Origin of the sequence: Kitasatospora sp. NPDC056446 (assembly GCF_042796115.1) — a bacterium.
Lineage (GTDB): Bacteria > Actinomycetota > Actinomycetes > Streptomycetales > Streptomycetaceae > Kitasatospora.
This window is the reverse complement of the sequence record NZ_JBHTRF010000016.1, coordinates 27001-47083: the sequence shown is the minus strand read 5'-3', so window position 1 is coordinate 47083 and position 20083 is coordinate 27001. Positions and strand designations below refer to the sequence as shown.

Annotated in this window: 13 protein-coding genes; 8 read left to right on the top strand and 5 right to left on the bottom strand. The window is 75.2% G+C overall.

All coding sequences use genetic code 11. The features are described from left to right. Positions 1 to 105 precede the first annotated feature (105 nt). The 6 genes from ACFQ6N_RS12760 to ACFQ6N_RS12735 all read left to right on the top strand — a co-directional run bounded on the left by ACFQ6N_RS12760 (position 106) and on the right by ACFQ6N_RS12735 (position 7714). On the top strand, positions 106 to 780 hold the full coding sequence (locus tag ACFQ6N_RS12760) for a TetR/AcrR family transcriptional regulator (protein ID WP_380648854.1): 675 nt from the start codon (positions 106 to 108) through the stop codon (positions 778 to 780). A gap of 406 nt (positions 781 to 1186) precedes the next feature. Beyond that, the gene (locus tag ACFQ6N_RS12755; protein WP_380648853.1) at positions 1187 to 3205 is read left to right on the top strand and encodes a sensor histidine kinase; all 2019 of its coding nucleotides are present in this window, start codon (positions 1187 to 1189) and stop codon (positions 3203 to 3205) included. Positions 3206 to 3614: 409 nt separating this feature from the next. Further along, positions 3615 to 4037, top strand: a complete 423-nt coding sequence (locus tag ACFQ6N_RS12750; RefSeq protein WP_380648852.1) for a hypothetical protein — start codon at positions 3615 to 3617, stop codon at positions 4035 to 4037. Further along, positions 4021 to 6123: an alkaline phosphatase family protein gene (locus ACFQ6N_RS12745; protein ID WP_380648851.1), complete on the top strand. Its 2103-nt coding sequence runs from the start codon at positions 4021 to 4023 to the stop codon at positions 6121 to 6123. The genes ACFQ6N_RS12750 and ACFQ6N_RS12745 overlap by 17 nt, the downstream gene beginning before the upstream one ends. A gap of 351 nt (positions 6124 to 6474) precedes the next feature. Continuing rightward, entirely contained in the window at positions 6475 to 7017 is a 543-nt protein-coding gene (locus tag ACFQ6N_RS12740; protein WP_380648850.1) for a winged helix-turn-helix transcriptional regulator, read from the top strand. Positions 7018 to 7138: 121 nt separating this feature from the next. Beyond that, positions 7139 to 7714, top strand: coding sequence for a GNAT family N-acetyltransferase (locus ACFQ6N_RS12735; RefSeq protein ID WP_380648848.1), 576 nt, complete (start codon positions 7139 to 7141; stop codon positions 7712 to 7714). 110 nt (positions 7715 to 7824) lie between these two features. On the opposite strand, the gene ACFQ6N_RS12730 is transcribed toward ACFQ6N_RS12735, so the two are convergent. Both ACFQ6N_RS12730 and ACFQ6N_RS12725 read right to left on the bottom strand, forming a co-directional pair. Continuing rightward, positions 7825 to 8817 carry a DUF5996 family protein gene (locus tag ACFQ6N_RS12730; protein ID WP_380648847.1) on the bottom strand — a complete coding sequence of 331 codons (993 nt, stop codon included), beginning with the start codon at positions 8815 to 8817 and terminating at the stop codon, positions 7825 to 7827. 354 nt (positions 8818 to 9171) lie between these two features. Then, on the bottom strand, positions 9172 to 9486 hold the full coding sequence (locus ACFQ6N_RS12725) for a hypothetical protein (RefSeq protein ID WP_380648846.1): 315 nt from the start codon (positions 9484 to 9486) through the stop codon (positions 9172 to 9174). Positions 9487 to 9896: 410 nt separating this feature from the next. On the opposite strand from ACFQ6N_RS12725, the gene ACFQ6N_RS12720 reads away from it, so the two are divergent. Then, positions 9897 to 11219: a M64 family metallopeptidase gene (locus ACFQ6N_RS12720; protein ID WP_380648845.1), complete on the top strand. Its 1323-nt coding sequence runs from the start codon at positions 9897 to 9899 to the stop codon at positions 11217 to 11219. Between the two features lie 114 nt (positions 11220 to 11333). Here the strand turns inward: ACFQ6N_RS12720 and ACFQ6N_RS12715 are convergent, their stop codons facing one another. After that, complete coding sequence (locus ACFQ6N_RS12715) at positions 11334 to 12461, bottom strand: NADH:flavin oxidoreductase (RefSeq protein ID WP_380648844.1); 1128 nt, start codon at positions 12459 to 12461, stop codon at positions 11334 to 11336. A 312-nt stretch (positions 12462 to 12773) separates the two neighbouring features. Here ACFQ6N_RS12715 and ACFQ6N_RS12710 point away from each other — a divergent pair, with 312 nt between their 5' ends. Beyond that, the gene (locus ACFQ6N_RS12710) at positions 12774 to 14465 is read left to right on the top strand and encodes an alpha/beta hydrolase (protein ID WP_380648843.1); all 1692 of its coding nucleotides are present in this window, start codon (positions 12774 to 12776) and stop codon (positions 14463 to 14465) included. 91 nt (positions 14466 to 14556) lie between these two features. On the opposite strand, the gene ACFQ6N_RS12705 is transcribed toward ACFQ6N_RS12710, so the two are convergent. Both ACFQ6N_RS12705 and ACFQ6N_RS12700 read right to left on the bottom strand, forming a co-directional pair. Further along, positions 14557 to 18009, bottom strand: coding sequence for a BTAD domain-containing putative transcriptional regulator (locus tag ACFQ6N_RS12705; RefSeq protein ID WP_380648842.1), 3453 nt, complete (start codon positions 18007 to 18009; stop codon positions 14557 to 14559). Between the two features lie 249 nt (positions 18010 to 18258). Further along, positions 18259 to 19332: a YncE family protein gene (locus tag ACFQ6N_RS12700; RefSeq protein WP_380648841.1), complete on the bottom strand. Its 1074-nt coding sequence runs from the start codon at positions 19330 to 19332 to the stop codon at positions 18259 to 18261. Between the last annotated feature and the right edge of the window lie 751 nt (positions 19333 to 20083).

The window sequence follows — 20083 nt, the reverse complement described above, 5'->3', positions numbered from 1 at the left end:
GGCGATGCGTTACGCTGCATAACGCGCCTTATGAAGCGTAACGTTTCCCTTGGCGGGTACGGATTGTCAACGCGGTGACTGGCGCGGCGGGCGGACGGAGATGCGATGACGGGCGGGCCGACCGACGAGAGCGGGCAGCGGAGCCGCCGAGAACGGCTGCGCGCCGACACCGTGGAGGAGATCAAGCGCGCGGCCCTGGGCCTGATCGTCGAGCGCGGCGCCGCGAATCTCCGCTTCACCGACATCGCCCGCAGCATGGGGATGACCCCGCCCGCCCTGTACCGCTACTTCGCCGACCGGGACGAGCTGCTCACCGCCCTGGTCGCCGACTCCTACGACAGCCTGTCGGACGCGTTGACGGCGACCCGTGGGACCGTGCCGCCGGACGACCTGGACGGCCGCTTCGTGGCCACCTGCATCGCCTACCGCACCTGGGCGCAGCGGAACCCGGAGCGCTTCGCCCTCATCTTCGGCTCCCCCGTACCCGGGTACGCGGCCCCGCCGGACGGACCGACTGTGGCGGCCGGTCGACGGGCGATGGAGCACATGGCCGAACTCGTCGCCGACACGACCGAGCGCGGCCGGCTCGGCAGCTCGCTGGCGCCGGACCCGGCGGAAGCCCTGATGCTGGCCTGGGCCACGGTGCACGGCTTCGTCACCCTCGAGGCGCACGGCCACTTCCACACGCTCGACCAGCAAGCGCGGGACCGCCTCTTCGCAGTCCAGGCGGGCGTCGCCGCGCGCACCGCAGGCCTGTCGCCGACCGTGGACCAGCGGTGATCAGCCCCTTCGGACGGTCGGGTTCGGCCGGTCCGATGCTCATCCGGCCGAACTGACGGCGAGTTCGCGACGCGTCGCCTCGACGGCGGCGCCCGTGCTCGCGGCTGTCGGGTTCGCCGTCCTGCTCGGTGGCATGGTCGAGACGACGCGGGTGGCCTACCCGGCCGGACGACTGTTCCGGAGGCCGGTCGGGCGCTCCGGGTGGCCGCGTGGTGCGCTGCCGAATGGGTGAATCGCGTCCGCTGACGGGCGGTGGCCGAGCGGGCGGCTCGACAGCGGTCGGCGACGGAGTGTAGCCATGGGTGCTTCGGCCGGTGTGGGGCGTGTGGGGCGGGAGGGGGACCAGTGGCCCGTGTGGTCGGGACGGCGGGCCGGGCAGCATGGGGCGGGTCAGGGAGGTGGGCGGATGAGAGGGCTCGGGGTCGGCGGTGCCGGGATTGCCGCGGCCCTTGCGGCTGCCGGGACCGCGCTGGCGTGTGCGGCGGCCTGGTCGCTCCTCGCGCTCACCCACCCCGGGGTGAGGGGTGTCAGCGAGCAGTATTTCTCCAACGGCGTCTGGGTGGCGGTCGGCCTGACGTTCACGCTCGCGGGCCTGTTCCTGGTGGTGAACCGGAACGGCCAGGCCCTGGGGGCGGTGCTGCTGGTCGCCGGCCTGCTGCAGTCATTGCGCATGGTGCTGCTGCTGGCGGCCGTGTCGGCCGGAGCCGGGTCGACGGCCGTCGCGGTGATCGCGGCGGTGGTGCTGGCCGCCGACATCGCCAACGCCTCCGTGGTGATCGGTTTCCCGCTCTGGCTCCCCGACGCCCGGTTGCCCGGCGGGGCGTGGCGGTGGGTCGCCGCCCTGGTGGCCTCCTGGAGCGCCTTGCTCGCCTTCGGCAACACCGCCCAGGTGCCCGAGTGGTACGGCCTGCCCAATCCGCTCCACCACACCGCGCTGTTCGCCTGGCTGGACGGATGGCTCAGCCCGTATGCCGTCAAGGAGTTCGCCGCGACCCTGGTGTTCACCCTGGCGGTGGCCGCGGTCCGCTGCTGGCGCCTGCCCGGACCGCACCCGTACCTGCGTGCGGTGATCGCCGCCTACCTGGCCTGGTCCGCGCTGGCCGTCGTCCCGCACTTGGCCGTCGGCGAGTGGCTGCCCTACGCGGTCATCGTGGCCGGGGAGGCCGCCTTGATGCTGGTGCCGATGGCCGCCTTCCGCCGTGACCGCCAGCTGTCGTTGGACCGGGCCACCCGGCGTTACCTGGCCGCGTTCGCGTTCTGCGTGCTGCTGTTCGTCGGCGGTCTGCTCGCCGCCTACCTGACGCACCGCCTGCTGCCCGGCACCGGGTTCGGCGCGCACTGGTGGCAGGTGGTGGCGGCCGTGGCCCTGGGCGCGTTGCTGCGACCGGCCGCCCGGGCGGTGGGGCGCGCCGTGGACCGGTACTACTACGGCGAGCGGGCCCACCCGTACCAGCTGGTCCGGCAGCTGGCGGAGCGGATGAGCCATGCCGTCGACCCGGCGGACGCGCCGCCGTTGCTCTGCCGGACGGTGGTGCAGGCCCTCGGGCTGCCGGCCGCCGTGGTTCGGGTGCGGACCCGGAGCGGGCCGCGTGAGCTGGCCCGGCTCGGGACCGTCGATCCGCCCGGTGTGCCCTTTCCCCTCACCTACGAGGGCGCCGAGATCGGCGAGCTGCTGGTGCCGCCCCGCTTCGGGCAGTCCGAGCTGGACCGGCAGGACCACGAGGTGTTGCGCCTGCTCGCGGACCAGGCATCGCCGGCGATCGCCTCGCTCGGCCTGTACGAGGATCTCCAGGCCAGCCGTGAGCAGCTCGTCGTGGCCCGCGAGGAGGAGCGCCGCCGCCTGCGCCACGACCTCCACGACGGCCTCGGCCCCGCCCTCTCCGGCCTGCGCCTGCGAATCGATGCCGCCGGCACCGACCTGCCCGACGACTCCAAGGCCGCTGCCTCGCTCACCGCGGCCTCCGCGGGCATCGGCCAGGCGATCACCGAACTCCGGCGGATCACCGGCGGCCTGAGCCCCGGCCCCCTCGACAGCAAGGGCCTGGCCGACGCGCTCCGCCGACTCGCCGACACCCTCGGCAGCCCGTCACTCCGGATCACCCTCGACCTGCGCCCCGATCCGCTGCCCGTGCTGTCCGCCGCCGTCGAGGCCGCCGTCTACCGGATCAGCGGTGAGGCCCTGAACAATGTGGTCCGCCACTCGGGCGCCACCGTGGCCAGGCTCAGCCTCCACGCCCTGTCCGACCGGGTCACCGTCGAGGTCGCCGACAACGGCTCGGGCTTCGCCGACCGCGCCTCCACGTCCGGTGTGGGCCTTCGCTCGATGGCCGAGCGCGCCGAAGAGCTCGGCGGATCCTTCACCGCCGGGAACGCGCCCGTCGGTGCCGTCGTCCGCGCCGACTTCCCGCGCGGCCGGGCCGACTGATGCTCCGGTCCGGTCCCGTCGGGGAGCGTCCGGCAACGATCGGAGAGCGTCCGGCAACGAAACGATCGGAGAGAACGGCGGCCAGTTCGACGTACTCCCGGTGACGTCGGTGACGTCGGTGACGTCGGTGACGAAGTCGCCTCCGGCGGCTGCTTCGTGGGGCCCGGGCCGGTCGCTCCGGCGGCGGTAGCGCCCGGCGGGGCCTGTGCCGCCGTCGAGTTGAGCGTGCCGTCGAGCGGTGCTTACCTGGACGTACGGGGGAGTGGAGGGCGCAGCGCGCTCGGAGGCACCGGGGGCGCCCGGCGAGGTTCCCGGGCCCCGGCGGTGTCGTGCGCGCCCCCTCATCACGCTCGTACGAGCGGTCGTACGAGACGGGAGGGTTCCGGCCAGGGGGCCAGGAGGCGGCGACATGCCCAGCGGTATCCGGGTCGACGGGGCGACGCGGACGGATGTCGAGGCGGCTTTCCTGGCGGCCGTGCGGGGTGGGCGGCCGCAGCCCGGGCCGGAGCGGGTGGGCAGGGTTCCTGACGGCGAGCTTCGGGCGGTGACCGGCCGGCTGTTGCGGCTGCGAGGCGAATGCGGGTGCCGGGCCGGTGCGTGGTCGATGACGGGGGCGCTGGTGGTGTCGGTCGTCCTCGCCGTGCTGCGCGGGGCGTCCGGCCTGTGGGGTGTGGCGGCGTCGGCGGGCGTCTGTCTCGTCGGCACCGTCACGGTGTCGGTGCTCGGCAAGGGTGTGGCCGTCGCCGTGGCGCGTGTCCGGTGGCGGCGCGCCCGGGACCGGGTGCTGCGGTCGCTCGCGGAGGAGGAGGCGGCGGATGTCGCCCTGCGGTGAGATCCGGTACTCGATCACCCGCACCCGGGACGAGTGGCGTGCGGGGCTCGTCCGGACGTGTTCCCGGTGGGCGGACGAGGGGTCCAACCGGTGCTCGCGGTGGGTGGACGAGGGGTCCGACCAGTGCTCGCGGTGGGCGGACCAGGGTTCGGAGCAGTGTTGTGACTGGGCGCCGTGCTCCTGGTTCTGCGACGCGTTCTACTGGGTCGCCAAGTGGGTCTGCCTCGGCTGGTACTGGGTGGCCGACCTGGTCTGCCAGGCCTGGTACTGGCTGGCGAAGTGGGTCTGCCGCGCGTTCGCCTGGGTCATCTACTGGGTCCTCACGGTGGTGGCGTACGTCGTGTGGCTGGTCCTCTGGATTCCCTGCCGGATCGTCGGTCCCACCGGGCCAAAGGGGCGGATCGAGCACGTCTTCGTGCTCGTGCTGGAGAACCGTTCGTTCGACCATATGCTCGGCGTCTCCACCGGCACGGTCGACGCGGGGCTCGGTTTCCGGCCGGGTATCGGGGTGGACGCGGTGAGCGGGGTGCCGACCACCGTCAACGGGCCCTCGGCGAGCGGGACGAACACCCATGACGGCCAGGTCTTCGCGGTGCGCGCCGGCGCGCCGTTCGTCATGCCGGTCGACCCGCCGCACGAGTTCTGCGACGTCCAGCTCCAACTGGCCTCGGTGCCGATCGTCGGCAGTCCGAAGGACGACGCGTGCCACTACGGCGGCGGCTACCCCGCGCTCACCATGCGGGGGTTCGTGGACAACTACGCCAACCAGGCCGTGGCCAAGGGCAACGCGTCGGCGCTGGCGGACCTCGGGGCGGTGATGGCGTGCTTCACCCCGGCCCAGGTGCCGGTGATCAGCACGCTCGCCCGCGAGTTCGCGGTGTGCGACAACTGGTTCTGCGCCCTGCCGGGGCCGACCTGGCCGAACCGGTTCTTCCTGCACGCGGCGACCTCGGGCGGGCTGGACCGCAGTCCGGACCCGGTGGAACTGGCCGCCTCACAGGTCGACGGCTACCAGTTCGAGAACGGCACGATCTACGACGCGCTCGACAGCAGGGACTGCGACTGGCAGGTGTACCACGGCGACGCCCTTCCGCAGATCGGCGCGCTGGCGGGCATGGACCTGGCCACCATGCTGGAGCGTTTTCACGGCCTGGACGAGCTCGCCGGGGACCTTCGGCACCAGGACTTCGCCGCCTCGTACGTCTTCATCGAACCCAGCTACGGTCACGTCCTCAGCCGCGGCGGCAACTTCCAGTGCGGCAACAGCCAGCACCCGATCGACGACGTCACCCGGGGCGAGGCCCTGATCAAGTACGTCTACGAGTCGATCCGGCAGTCGCCGCACTGGGAGTCGAGCCTGCTGGTGATCACCTACGACGAGCACGGCGGCTTCTACGACCACGTCGAGCCGCCGGCCGCCGTCCCGCCCGGTGACGTGACCGACCCGGCGAACAACAGCCACGGCTTCCGGTTCGACCAGCTCGGTGTCCGCGTCCCCGCCGTCATCGTGTCGCCGTGGGTCCCCGTCGTCCGGCCGGGCGGAGTCGAGGGCCTGAACTGCAACCTGATCGACCACACCGCCTACGACCACGGATCGCTGCTGGCATCGGTCGAACGCCTCTACCACCTGCCGAGCCTCACCCTGCGTGATGCCAGAGCCAATGACTTCATCCACCTGCTGTCCGCGGCCGAGCCGCGCGGCGATGCCCCGCTGACCCTCCCCGCCCCGGCCGACTCCGGGTTCACCTGCGACGACGACGAGGCCGAAGGCGAGCGACCGGTCGCACTGGACGAGCGACCGGTCGGACCGGAGGAGGGGCCGGTCGCACCGCGGGCCGCCGCAGACCGGCCGATCAGCTCCACCTTGCAGGGCTTCCTCCAAGTCGCGGCGCTGCACGACGCCCGCCTCCACCCCGCCGAACGCGAGCGCATCGTCGGACAGCTCCGCTCGGTCCACACGGTCAGGGACGCCCACGGCTACCTGTCCCAGGTCCTCGCACAGCTCGACGCCCTCGGCTTCCGTACGGACATCGCCGCACCGTCGCCCAGGCCGGACGGCCGTCAGTCGGCGGGCCCTCCCGGTTGACGGCCCGGCGCCTCGGCCGGGTCCGTGGTGCCGGCCTCGTGAGCGCGTCGCCGAGCGAGCCCGGGACGTCGGCCGGTCCGACTTCCCACTCCGCTCTCGGGCCTGTGCGGGCGTCGCGGGTGCCGGGGTCGGCGGGGTCGAAGCCCTCGTGGCGGATCAGGATCTCGGTGATCCGGTCGAGCAGCGCCGCCTCCGCCTCCGGGCACAGCGCGCCGTCGGGGACGTGGACGTCGAGCAGCGGCATGGCTGTGACCTCCTGAATTTATGTTCTCAACTCAGGTGGGTCGGAGCCTAGTCGTAGCTGAGTACAGATTGTCAACCCAGGCGGGCGGGGAGGGCTAGGATCAGGGCATGGCGGACCAGCGGGAACAGCAAGAGCACTCGGACTACCCGGAGCACCCGGGACAGCGGTGGGCCGGACGGATCGACCCGGTGAACTGCTCGATGGGGCGCACCCTGGCCGTGGTCGGCGAGCGCTGGTCGCTGCTGATCGTGCGCGAGGCCCTCGACGGCGCGAGCCGCTTCGGGGACTTCCGGGCCCGCCTCGGCATCGCCGGCAACCTGCTCTCCACCCGGCTCGACGGGCTCGTCGCCGCCGGCGTACTGCAGCGCGTGCCGTACCGCGAACCCGGCGCCCGGCAGCGTTTCGAGTACCGCCTCACCGAGAAGGGGACGGACCTGCGGCCCACCGTGATCGCCCTGCTGGAATGGGGCGACAAGCACCTCGCCGATGAGCAGGGACCGTCGGTCGTCGTACGGCACGGCAGCGCCGAGGAGCCCGGCTGCGACGAACCGGTCACCCTCGTCCTGGAGTGCGCCGCCGGACACACCCATCTGCCGCCCGGCTCCGTCTACCGCTCTCCCGGCCCGGGTGCCCACGTCCTGCCCGCCTGAACGGGCGGGCCCGGCAAGCCCGTTGTCGATAAGCCGGACGAGGTGGACGAGGTGGACGAGGTGGACGAAGCGGATGAGCGGCCTGCCGGTGGCCACGGCCTCGGAAGATAGGCTGCCGGGCATGAGCCAGAACGCGACCGCTGCCGTGACCTCCGGAGATGTCGTCATCCTCGACTCGGCGGCGTCGGCCGAGCGGGCGGCGGCGGATGGCGAGTTCGCGGTCGGGGCGCACCGGATCCTGGCGGAGCTGGTGGCGGCGGGTGCCGCGCTGGGGTGGCTGGAGCCGCCGTCGGCGGCGGAGGTCGCGGACCTGGTCGAGCAGGTGGTGGCGCGGTCGCGGGCCGGGGACGGCGCGCTGCGGGCGGCGTACCTGGGCGGGCGGTTGGTCGGGTTCGGGTACTGGCTGCGCCACCAGCGTCCGACGCACCGCCCGCACGCGGACCTGGAGAAGCTCGCGGTGTCCGCCGCCGCCCAGGGCCGCGGCATCGGGCGGGCGCTCACCACGGCGCTGGTCGCGGACGCGAGGGCCGCGGGCATCGAGGTGCTCACCCTGGACGCCCGCGGCGACAATGCCGACGCGCTGCACCTCTACTTCTCCCTGGGCTTCACCGAGTACGGGCGGCTGCCGGACTACGTCGCCGTGGGGGAGCGCCGCTACGACAAGGTGTTCGCCATGCTGGACCTGCGCCGGTCCTGATCCGGACCCGGAAGCGGCCCTTCGGGTGACTCGGTGGTCGAACTATCATGCGGGGAAGGTGAGTTGGCTCTCCGTCGGTCGGCCGGTGCGAGCCGGTGACGGCGAACCCGTCACCGGGGTGACCGGCCCGGACCGCCCGGACCGCCCGGACCGCCCGGACCGCCCGGACCGCCCGACGCGCCGATGCGGAGCCGCCGGAGCCGCTCCGGGGTGGGGCACCAGGTCGACTCCAGGCCGGCGACGTCCCATCCGGCGAGGCGGGCGCCGGCCTCGTAGGCGCTCTGGAGGAACGCGAGGAGTACCGCGGCGGGGTCGCGCGCGGTGCGGACGCCCTCGTAGGGCAGGACCGCCAGCAGGCCCGTGCCGGACTCCACCCAGCCGCCGGCGGCGAGCGGCCGCTCGCCGAGCCCGGCCGGCGCCGGGGCGGTGTACGAGTAGTAGGCGGCGTCGCCGAGCCGGTCGTCGCCGGGCCAGAACCCGAACGAGACGACCTCGTGGGTGTACGCCTCCCGGGTGACGGGGTCGGTCTCCATCGGCGGTGCCGGGCGGCCGGAGAACCGGGTGACGGCGAGGTCGAAGCTGTGCCAGAAGAAGTGCACCTGGCTGCTCTTGCCGTTGAACCAGCCGCTGAACTCCTCGAACACCCAGTCCGACCAGTCCAGGACCCGGTGGAAGCGCTCGACGGCGTCCTGGTCCCAGGAGCAGTGCTCCAGGTCCTGGGGGAACGGCGTCGTCATGGGGACGCCGAAGGGCCGCTCCCGGATGGCGACGTCGATGCCCAGCTCGTCCAGCGCCCGGTGCAGGCGGGCGTCGAACTCGGCGACGGGCAGCCCGCCGCCGAGCCCGAAGGAGTCCGCGCGGCCGTCGGCCGTCCGGACCCGCAGCGCGTGGTCGACCAGGTCGAGGGTGATGTCGAAGGTCGTGTCCCGGTGGCGCAGCCGCCGGGTCGTGAGGCCGCGCACGTCGACGTACAGCGGGACGTTCCACCAGTGGTTGCGCGGCGGAGTGGTCGCCAGCCGGATCTTGCCCAGGATCTGGCAGTACAGGTGCAGGGTGTCCTTGGTGGCCCGCCAGTCGGCGAGGGGCAGCTCGGGCAGGCTCATGACCGGGCGCTCCCGGCCGCGCCGACGCCGGGCCGGCACCGGTTCCGGTTCCTGTCCCGGTCCTGGTTCCGGTTCCGGTTCCGGCCCTCGGTGCGTGAGCTGATCGCGACCATGGTGAACGCCTCTCCGGGCGGCGGTCCCGAGCCCTGCCGACGGCGGCTCCGGACTCGCGGCTGGACATACGCCTCCAGTCTGGACCCGCCCGCCCCGGCCGACCTCCCGGGGCCGACCAGCCTCCCGACCGCCGGCCCGCCGACCTCCCGACCGCCGGCCCGCCGACCTCCCGACCGCCGGCCCGTCCCGCCCCGCGTACCGACCGGGCGGGCGCCCGCTCCGGTGACTCACCGCGACCGTTCAGGCCCCTTTGACGTCCTTCACCATGACGTAGAGGTCGCGGACGGTCAGCAGCGGCATGGCGTGCTGCGCCGGCCCGGCGGCGAAGACCTCCAGCCGGAAGGTGACCCTGGCGCTCACCGGCTGGTGCGTCGCGCGGAAGTCGTCGACGCCGGCGGCCACCGGGCCGATCCAGGCGGCGGCCTCGGAGGCGGCCTTGGCGAACTCCCAGGCGTACCGGGCGCCCAGGGGCGAGTCCATCCGCTCGGGGGTGTAGGCCGGGTAGGCGATCAGGACCTGGGGGTTTGGCACCTTGTCGTCGCAGTAGACGTCCACCCGGGCGTTGCCCGCGTCGTCGCTCAGGCCGAGCCGGAAGTCGTACGCGATCAGTGCGGGCCCGGCCTCGGCGCGTGCCGCCGGCCCGGCCTTGGCCCAGTTCTCGTAGGCGTCCGCCAGGTCGGATGCCTGGGGCGTGTCGCCATATGGTCGTGACGGAGGGCCGGTTGACGTGGAGCCGGGTGCCCGGGGAGGCCGTGAGGCGCGGGTGAGGCCGTGAGGCGCGGGTGGGGCCGTGAGGCGAGGTGAGGTCGCGGGGCGCGGGGGAGGCCGGCGGGCGGCGTGAACCGGGTGCGGGGAGGCGGCCGTATCCACCGGTGGGGTGGCGCGGGACCGTACGGCGCCGCCCGTGACGGTCCCGGACCGTTCGTCACCGTTCTTTGCCGCCAACCGATTTCGGAGAAGCCCTCTTGCGTACCAGCAGGTTCACCTCGGTCCTCCTGGCCGGTGCCACGACGCTGTCGGCCTTCGCCGTCGGCGCCGGCCCGGCGGTCGCCGCCGCACCCGACCCGGCCGCCGTCACCGCCTCACCGGGCGACCAGGAGGTGGAGGTCTTCGCCGAGGACGGCGCCATCAGCCGGGCCAAGGTCCCCACGGCGTCCCCCTTCGTCGCCGAGCCGGTGATGAACGCGGCCGGCGCCGCCGCCGACGGTGCCGTGACGAAGATCGTCAACAACGGGAGTACGGACAGCAAGCTGGACGTGGTCATGATCGGCGACGGCTACACGGCGTCCGAGCAGGACAAGTTCCGCAAGGACGCCGCCGCGAAGTGGAAGGACATCAGCGCCGTCGAGCCCTACGCCACCTACCGCAAGCTGTTCAACGTGTGGGCCGTGGGCGCCGTCTCCCAGCAGTCGGGCGTCTCCGGGGACCCGAAGCAGGACACCGTCCGCAAGACCGCGCTCGGCTCGCACTTCTGGTGCAACTCCATCGAGCGGCTGCTGTGTGTGGACATCAAGGCCGTCGACACGTACGCCGCCAAGGCGCCGCAGGCCGATCTCGTGATCGTCGTCTCCAACACCGCCAAGTACGGCGGTGCCGGCTACGGCAGCACCCAGTCGCCGCTCGGGTACGAGGGCATCGCCACCGTGGCGGGCGGCAACGGCGCGTCCGGCCAGATAGCCGTGCACGAGACCGGCCACTCGCTGGGCAAGCTCGCGGACGAGTACGTCGCCGAGGGCACCACGCCCTACAAGGGCCCCGAGCCCGGGCAGCCCAACATCAGCACGCTGAGCGCCGACCGGATGCGCCAGGACAAGGCCAAGTGGTACCGCTGGCTCGGGAAGACCTCGCCCGACGGCGGCACCGTCGGCGCCTACCAGGGCGCGGGCAACTACCCGTCCGGCCTCAACCGGCCGACCGACAACTCCGTGATGCGCTCGCTCGGGCGCGAGTTCAACCTCCCGGGCCGCGAGGCGATGATCGCGGGCTTCTACCGGCGCGCCTCGCCCCTCACCAGCGGCACGTCCGTCACCACCCGGCTGACCGCGACCGACCGCCTCACCGTCGACCTCCCGGTCTCCGGCACCAAGCTGCGCTGGTACCTCGACGGCAAGGAGGTGACGGCGCTGCGCGACCACAAGACGATCGCGGTCTCCGACCTCGGCCCCACCGGCCCCAAGCCCTCGGCGCACGAGCTGAAGGCCGTCGCGAACGACCCCACCTCGGCCGTCGTCGACCCGGCGCTGACCCCGGCGCTGACCCGCAGCCTGGTCTGGAGCGTCACCCGCTGACCACGGGCGCTGACCGTCCCGTCCGAGCCGTCCGTCCCGTCCGAGCCGTCCGAGCGGGGACGGGACGGACGGGACGGTCCACGTGGATGACGGAGGCCGTGCGGGCCGGTGCGGTCAGCTGAGGGTGCGGATCGCGGCGGCGTCGTAGGGCCGCAGCTCGGCGAAGCGGTCGGCGAGGACCTTGGCGGCCCATTCCGGGTCCTGGAGGAGGGCACGGCCGACGGCGACCAGGTCGAACTCGTCGCGCTCCAGCCGGTCGAGCAGGTCGTCGATGCTGTTGACCGGGGAGCCCTCGCCCGCGAACGCGCCGACGAAGTCGCCGTCCAGGCCGACCGATCCGACGGTGATGGCCGGGCGGCCGGTGAGCTTCCGGCTCCAGCCGGCCAGGTTGAGGTCCGAGCCCTCGAACTCCGGGATCCAGTAGCGGCGGGTCGACGCGTGGAAGGCGTCGACGCCGGCCTCGGCGAGCGGGGAGAGGATCGCCTCCAGCTCCTGGGGCGTCTCGGCGAGGCGGGCGTCGTAGTTCTCCGACTTCCACTGCGAGTAGCGGAAGATCACCGGGAACTCCGGGGAGACGGCCTCGCGCACCGCGGCGACCAGCTCGGCCGTGAACTTCGTCCGGGCGACCGGGTCGCCGCCGTAGGCGTCGGTGCGGCGGTTGGTGCCCGCCCACAGGAACTGGTCCAGCAGGTAGCCGTGGGCGCCGTGCAGCTCGACGCCGTCGAAGCCGATCCGCTCGGCGGCGGCGGCGGCCTCGGCGAACGCGCCGATGACGGCGTCCAGGTCGGCCCGGGTCATCGCCCGCCCCGTTCCCTCGGTGCCGTCCAGCCGGATGCCGGACGGGCCGACGGCGGGGGCGTCGGCGACCGGCGGGTCACCCTGCTTGCGCACCATCCCGATGTGCCAGAGCTGCGGCACGATGGTGCCGCCCGCCGCATGGACGTCCTCGGCGACGCGGGCCCACCCGGCCAGCTGCTCCTCGCCGTGGAAACGCGGGATGTCGTCGCTCTGGCCGGCGGACTCGTGGCCGACGTACGTCCCCTCGGTGACGATCAGACCGACGCCCGCGGCGGCGCGGCGGGCGTAGTACGAGCGGACGTCCTCGCCGGGCACGCCGCCCGGGGAGAACCTGCGGGTCATCGGAGCCATCGCGATGCGGTTGGGCACGGTCAGCCCGTTGATCGTGACGGGCCGGGACAGGATCTCGGCCGCGCGGGAGGACGGGTTCGCGGTGACGGTCATGGGGATTCCTCGCGGATGGCGGTGGTGCACCGGACGTAGACGCTTGCTGCCAACCACTGCGGCAGCCCGGGCATTTCACCGTCCGCGTGGAACCCGCTGTGATCCGCGCCACTGCGGGCCGCGGGGGCGGGGCAGGGCCGGGTCAGGGGGTCGTCCCAGCGGGTCGGCGAGCCGGCGGCAGCCGGGCGGGGAGGCTGCCAGCGCTCTGGCAGCGGTCTGCCAGGGCGGTGCGGAACGGTGGGGCCCGCCGGTCGGTACGACGCGACGCAGGAGCGCGTACGGCCGCCGGACCGTCGAGGAAAGGTCACCCGCATGAATCGCGCCTCCCACCGCAGCCGTCCCGCCGCAGGCCCGCACCGGATCCGGGCGGCCCGGGCGTTCCGGGCCGCCCGGCGCCTGGGCACGGCCGGCGCGGTCGCCGCGCTGCTGGCCGCCGTGCTCCCCGGGCCCGCCCTCGCGGCGTCGGAGGCCGCGTCGGAGGCGGTGTCGCAGGCCGCGGTGGACGCCGCCCCGGTGCCGCGGCTCGACTGGACGGGCTGCGCGGAGGGCTTCGAGTGCGCGACCGCCCGCGTCCCGCTCGACTACCACGCCCCGCGCGGCGAGGCCCTGGACCTCGCCGTCATCCGGCACCCGGCGGCCGACCCGGCCCACCGGATCGGCTCGCTCTTCTACAACCCCGGCGGCCCGGCCGTGCCCGGCACCCAGGCCCTGCCCGCGATGCTGACCCTCTTCCCCGAGGAGGTCCGCGCGCGCTTCGACATCGTCAGCTTCGACCCGCGCGGCACCGGCGGCACCGGAGGAACCGACAGCACCGGCACCGGCAGCAGCAGCAGCAGCGGCGCCGGTGTCCTGTGCTTCGACGACCCGGCGCAGGAGCAGGCCCTGCTGGCCGGCACCGCGCCCGGCTACCCCGAGGGCGCCGACCAACAGCGGGCCTGGGCCGACGGCTACCGGCGCCTCGGCCGCCAGTGCGCGGCCCGCAACCCCGCCCTGCTGCCCCACCTCTCCACCGCGAACACCGCCCGGGACACCGACCTGCTGCGCCGCGCGGTCGGCGACCGGCAGCTCAGCTACCTGGGCACCTCGTACGGCACCTACCTGGGCGCCACCTACGCCAACCTGTTCCCCGGCCGGGTCCGCGCCATGGTCCTCGACAGCGCCATGGACCCGGTGGCCTGGTCCACCGGCAGGGGCGGGCAGGCCGCCGCCGAAGGCACCCTCCTGCGCAACGGCAACGACCTGGCCGCCGGGCGGGTCCTGGACGCCTTCCTCGACCGGTGCGGCGAGGCCGGCCCGGCCGGCTGCGCCTTCTCCGCCGGGACGGCCGCCGACACCCGCGCCAGGTTCACCGACCTGCTCCAACGGCTGCGCGCCCGGCCGGTCGCCGCCCTCGGCACGACCTTCACCGCCGGCTCGGCGGTGGAGGCGACGATCGTCTCGCTCTACGCGGCGAACCCCGTTCCCGGTCTGCCCGGCACGGGCTGGGGGCGGCTCGGGGCGGCCCTCCAGGCGCTGTGGGCCGCCACCGAGGCACCTGCCGCACCGCTGCCGCCGGTCGTCCGGCAGTCCCCGGACCAGGCGCTCGCGGTGGTCTGCTCGGACAGCGCCAACCCGCCGGCCCGGGCGGACTACCCGGCCCTGGCGGCCCTCGCCCGCTCCCGTTCCGGCGCGGTCGGCCCGTACTTCGCCTGGGCCGACGAGCGCTGCGCCGACTGGCCCGCCCGGGACCGCGACCGCTACGACGGCCCGTGGAACCACCGGACCGCCCGGCCGGTCCTGGTCGTCGCCAACACGGGCGACCCAGGCATGCCGTACGAGGGGTCGCGCGCGATGGCCCGTTCGCTCGCCCGCGCCGAGCTGCTGACCGTGGACGGCTACGGCCACACCGTCCTGGCCAACCCCAGCGCCTGCGCCGCCCGTTACGAGACGCGCTACCTGGTCGACGGCACGCTCCCCGCGCACGGGACGGTCTGCGCGCCCGACCGCGAGCCGTTCTCCGGCTGAGCCGGCCCCGCCGCCCCGGCCGCTGCCGCCGCCCCGCCGCCCGCCGGGGCGGCTCGGGCGGTCCGGGACCTCGCCCGTCCCGGCGGGACCGTCAACCCGCCTCCAGCGCCAGCGACTCCGGCCGTGGCAGTGCCAGGCCGCGCTCCCAGGCGCTCCGAAAGCCGTCCTCCCCGAGCGCGGCGGCGCAGCCGTCCAGGACGGCGCGCAGCTCCGGATCGCCCGCGTCGTGCGCACCGCGCAGCCCGTACGCCGCGCCCAGCGCCGCCGCGCCGCGGGCCGGATCGCCCTGGGCCAGGCAGTACTCGGCGTAGCCCTCCAGCACGTCCGCCCGCACCGGCCGGTCGCCGCTGCCCTCGGCCAGTTCCAGTGCCCGGCGGTGCAGCCGGCCGGCCCGGTCGGGGGCGCCGAGGCGCTGCTCGACGCGGCCCAGGCCGGTGTGCAGCAGGGCGAGCAGGTGCAGCCGGGTGGCGGCCGTGGCGCCGTCCGCCGGGAGGCGCTCCAGCTGCCGGACGGTCTCCTGCTGGTCGCGCAGCGCCGCCGCCAAGTCGCCGGTGCGCCGGAGGAGTTCGGCGAGCGCGTAGCGGGCCGCGGCCCGCAGGTGCGGGTCCCGGGCCCGTTCGGCGGCGGCCAGTGCGCGCTCCAGGTCGGACCGGGCTGCGGCCGGCTCGCCGTTCCGCGCCCGCAGCCGACCGGACAGCAGCAGCGGCAGGGGCGCGTCGTTGCCGCCGCCGCCGCTACCGCCCGTCCCGGCACCGCACTCGTCGGCCTGGGCCAGTACCGCCAGCGCCTCGTCGGCCGCGCCGGTGACGGACAGCAGCGTGGCCAGGGTGACCAGCGCCATCGCCAGGCCCCAGCGGTCGCCGAGCGCCCGGAACCCGTCCACCGCCGTGCGCAGGGCGTGCTCGGCGGGCCCGATCCGGCCGGCGCCCAGCTCGACGCGGCCGAGCGCCAGCCGGGCGGCGGCCCGCACCCAGGCGTCCGGGTGCTCACAGAACCGTTCCGCCGTCGCGCCCAAGGCCTCCGGCGGCCCGCCGAGAGCCATCAGCAGCGCGGCGCCCAACGCGACCGGGTGGTCGGCCCGCTGCGCCGTGACCAGTGCCCGCCCCATCGCCTCGGGCGGGACCGCCCGCGCCGCCTGGCCTGCCCCCGCCGCCTGGCCCGCCGCCGCGTCCTCGCCCGTGTTGGCTGCCTCGCCCGCGCCGCTCAGCGGTGCGGTGAGCTGGGCGAGGATCACACACAGCGCGTGCGCCTGCTCGGATGCCTCGTCGGGCGCCTGCTGCGATCCGGACGGCGGGATGGGCCCGTGCGCGACGAGGACGGCCGACGCCCACTCGCCGGCCTCCTGCCCCCGGCCGCGCATCAGCCACGGCCAGGCCCGGGCGGCCGCCAGCCGCACCGCGTGCTCCGGCGGCCCGGCGGCGACCGCCCGGCGCAGCGCCGCGTCCAGGTTGCCCTGCTCGGCGTCCAGTCGGGCCAGCAGGCGCACCTGGGCGTCCGTGCGCAGCCGGGGTTCGGCGGCCTCGGCGAGGCCGAGGTAGTGCGACAGGTGCGCGGCGCCGGCTCGGTCGGCCTCCCCGGCGGCGGCCAGTCGCCCGGCGGCGTACTCGCGGATCGTCTCCAGCAGCCGGTACCGCACGGCCCCGGTCTCCCGGCCGGCGGCCACCACCAGGGACTTCTCGACCAGGGACGCCAGCAGGTCCTCCACGGCCGTCAGGTCCGGCCCGGCCGCCGCACCATTCCCGCCGTCCCCGTCCGGCGCGACCGGCCAATGGGCGGCGCAGACCGGGTGCAGGTCGGACAGGAGCGCCCCGCCGGCGAACACCGACAGCCGTCGCAGCAGGACGCGTTCCGCCTCGTCGAGCAGGTCCCAGCTCCAGTCGATGACGGCGCGCAGCGTGCGGTGCCGGCCGGGCGCGGTGCGCGGGCCCCGGTCCAGCAGCCGGAGCCGGTCGTGCAGCCGTGCCGCGAGCTGTCCGGGGCCCAGCGAGCGCAGCCGGGCCGCCGCCAGTTCGAGGGCGAGCGGGAGGCCGTCCAGTTCCCGGCAGATCCGGACGACGGGCCCGACGGTGTCCCGGTCGAGGGCGAAGCCCGGTGCCGCCGCGGCGGCCCGCTCGACGAACAGGGCGACGGCCGGGTGCGCGAGCGCCTCTTCGGCGGTGGCCCCGGCCGCGGGGACGGCGAGCGGGGGCACCGGCCAGAGGACCTCGCCCGTCAGGCCGAGCGGTTCGCGGCTGGTGGCCAGCACGGTGAGGCCGGGGGCGGCGGCCAGCAGCCGGTGGGCCAGCCCGGCCGCGGCGTCGACCAAGTGCTCGCAGTTGTCGAGGACGAGCAGGACCTCGCGCCCTTCCAGCGCCCGCAGGACGCGCTCCACCGGCTCGCGGCCCCCGTCGCCGGTGGGCAGGCCGCCCGCCGGCGGCGCGGCGTCCTCCGGTCGGCAGAGCGCCGTCAGGACGGCCCGGACGACGTCCTCGGGGGTGGCGGCGCCCGCCAGTTCGGCCAGCCGTATGTCGGTGCCGGCCGGTGCGGCGGCCGCGACCGCGAGTGCCAGCCTGGTCTTGCCGACGCCGCCCGGCCCGGTCAGCGTCACCAGCCGCGCCCGGCCGAGCCGTTCGCCGACGGCAGCGAGCGCGTCGTCGCGGCCCACCAGCGCGGTCAGCGAGGCCGGCAGCGAGGCGGGCGGCGCGGCGCGCCCGGCCGGGCGTCCGGAGGGTGCCGGGGCCGGTCCCCGGGTCGGCGGCGGGCCGCCGGACAGCACCCGCAGGTGGGCCTCCCGCAGTTCGGCGGACGGGTCGGCGCCCAGTTCCTCGGCCAGTGCCCGCCGGGTCCGCTCGAACGCCCTGAGGGCCGCCGCCGGCTGCCCGTCCGCGTGGAGCGCGCGCACCAGCCGGGCCGCGGCCCGCTCGCGCAGCGGATCGGCGGCGCACAGCCCGGTGAGTTCGGCGACCGCGCCGGAGAGCGGGCCGGCCGTGCCGAGCGCGAGGGCGGCGTCGGCCCGGTCCTCGACCGCCGACAGCCGCAGCTCGGTCAGCCGGGCGGCCGGCGCCGCAGCGAACGCGGCGCCCCCGGCGTCCGCGAACGGCGCCCCGCGCCACAGGTCCAGCGCCCCGCCCAGCAGCGTGAGCGCCTCGGCGGGCTCGCCGGCCGCCAGGGCCCTGCGTCCCGCCGCCACCCGCTGCTCGAAGTCCCAGGCGTCCACGGCCGCCCGGGGCAGGTCGAGCAGGTACCCGGCCGGGTGTGAACCGATCGCGGCCCGGTCGGGCCCCAGCGCCCGCCGCAGCCGGGAGACCAGGGACTGCACGGCGCCGACCGGCTCCTCCGGCGGGGTGTCCCCCCAGAGGTCGTCCACCAGGCGTTCGCGGGTGACCACCCGCCCGGGGTCGAGGGCCAGCCGGGCCAGCAGCAGCCGCAGCCGCGCCCCGCCGACCTCGACGGCCCGCCCGTCCTGCCCGTCCTGCCCTTGGACGTCCCTTTCGACGACCCCGGGGACGTCCCCCTGGGCGTCCCCCTTGACGACCCTGAGCGGTCCCAGAACCCCGATCCGCACGCCCCCGCCTCCCGTTCGGCACCGGCTGCCACGACAAGATCATTATTCCGGAGGCAGTCCGGGCCCGGTGACGGGCGGCGTTCGCGGGGACCGGGGACCCGGGCTGGGCCGCCTACGACCCCCCGGCGGCCGGTGGCCGAGCCGCTCGGCGGCTGAGCGACCCGCCCGGTCGCCCGGCCACCCAGTCGCCCGGCCTGCCGGGTGTGCGGGCGCGGGGCCCGCACACCCGGTGCCGGACGTGTCGGCGCGTCAGAAGGTGACGGCCTTCAGGTAGCTGGTCTCGCCGCGCGGGCCGGCCAGGTAGAGGGTGTGCCCGTCGGGGCCGAGGGCGGTGGCGCCGATGCCGTCGAGGCCGAAGCCGGTGAGGTCGGCGGCGGGGAGGGCGGTGTTGGTGGCGGTGTCGTAGCTCAGGACGGTGGCCGAGGGCTTCCAGCCGTCCTTGAGGACGAACAGGCGGCTGCCGTCCGGGGAGACCGACACCAGGTGGGTGTCGGCGGAGGTGGCCGGGCCGCCGAGGGTGAAGGCGGTGCGGGAGGTGTCGGTGAAGGGGTCGAGCTCGTAGCCGGAGCCCTGGGCGACCCGGCTGCCGAGGGCGTAGAGGCGGGTGCCCTCGGGGGAGGCGGTGACCTCGGTCGCGGCGGCGAGCGGCCGGACGGTCCGGGTGACGGTCGGGACGGGGGCGGTCAGGTCGAGGTGGACGACGCCCGCGCCGGTGCCGACGTAGGCGTCGGCGCCGCCGTTGTGGAGGGCGATCCCGTCGACCTCGGGGTCGCCGAGCGGGGTGGCGGCGGTGAAGGAGCGGCTGAAGGTGTCGAAGACCAGCAGTCGGCCGGGGCCGGTCGTGCCCTGCTGGGTGACGAACACCCGGGAGCCGTCGGCGCTGACGGCGATCGAGCGCGGGCCGTCGACGGGGGTGCGGGACAGCACGGTGTAGGTGGCGAGGTCGACGATCAGCAGGTGGTCGGCGGCCAGGACGTAGAGCCGGTTGCCGTCGGGGCTGAGCACGGGTCGGCCGGCGCTGCCGTCCTGGCTGAGCGGGGTCTGCGCGAGGACCGTGCGGGTGCGGGTGTCGAGGACGCGCAGGACGGTGGGGTAGCTGTTGCCGAGGTGGTCCTCGGCGACGACGTAGGCGCGGTTGCCGTCGGCGCTGACGGCGATGCCGGACGCCCGCCAGCCGATGGCGGTGTCCGCGCTGTCGGTGGTGGCGGAGGCGGCGGCGGTGGCAGAGGCAGCGGTGGCGGCAGTCGCGGGAACGGCGCCGAGCAGGACGCCGGCCAGTGCGCAGGCGACGGTCCGACGGGCCTTGTACGCAAGCGGGTTCATCGGTCTCTCCCCGGGGATGGTGTGCGCGTTGGGTGAGGGCGTGGTCACGCTACGGGCAGGGGGGAGGGGGTGTGGAGGAGGCGTGGAGGAGTTGACCGAATCGGCATTGGTCTAGTCCAAAATGCGCGGGCCCGGCGCCGGTGCCCACACGCCACGGCCCCGGCGCGCACCCTACGGAGGGGCGCGCGCCGGGGCCGTGGTGGGCCGTGGCAGGGCGGGGCGGGGTCAGAGGCCGATGATCCGCAGGCCGGCGTCGGCGGCTGGTCCGCCGTGTCCGGGTGGACCAGGCCCGCATCGGTCCCCATGTACGCGTCGTCGCCGTCCGGCCAACGGGCCTTCGGCGCAAGCCGGTTCATGGAGCCCTCCCCTTGGCAGTGCTGCGGGTCCCCGCGGTGGGAGGCGCACGCTACGGGACGCCCCGCCCGGGGAGGGCACAACACCTCCACCGGACCGACGGTGCGTCAGCAGGGCGCGGAGGGCAGAATTGTCCGTCCGACGGGCCGGACCGGCTGCCCCTCGGGTACCCGATCACTTGCCCTTTCAGGGCAGGTCGGCCGGGTCGGCGCGGTGCCTGCGGGTTTGGCGCCTGACACTCGAAAGGGCCAGGGTGTCTGTCGTGAGTTGACATGGCCACGGGGCGCGGGAGGAGATACGGGAGGGGGAAATCATGGAGACGGGCTGGTCGGAAGGGGCCCGTCTCCATCGTTGTGGCATCCGGTACGGCTTCCGTCCGGTTGCCCGAAGAGGGAAG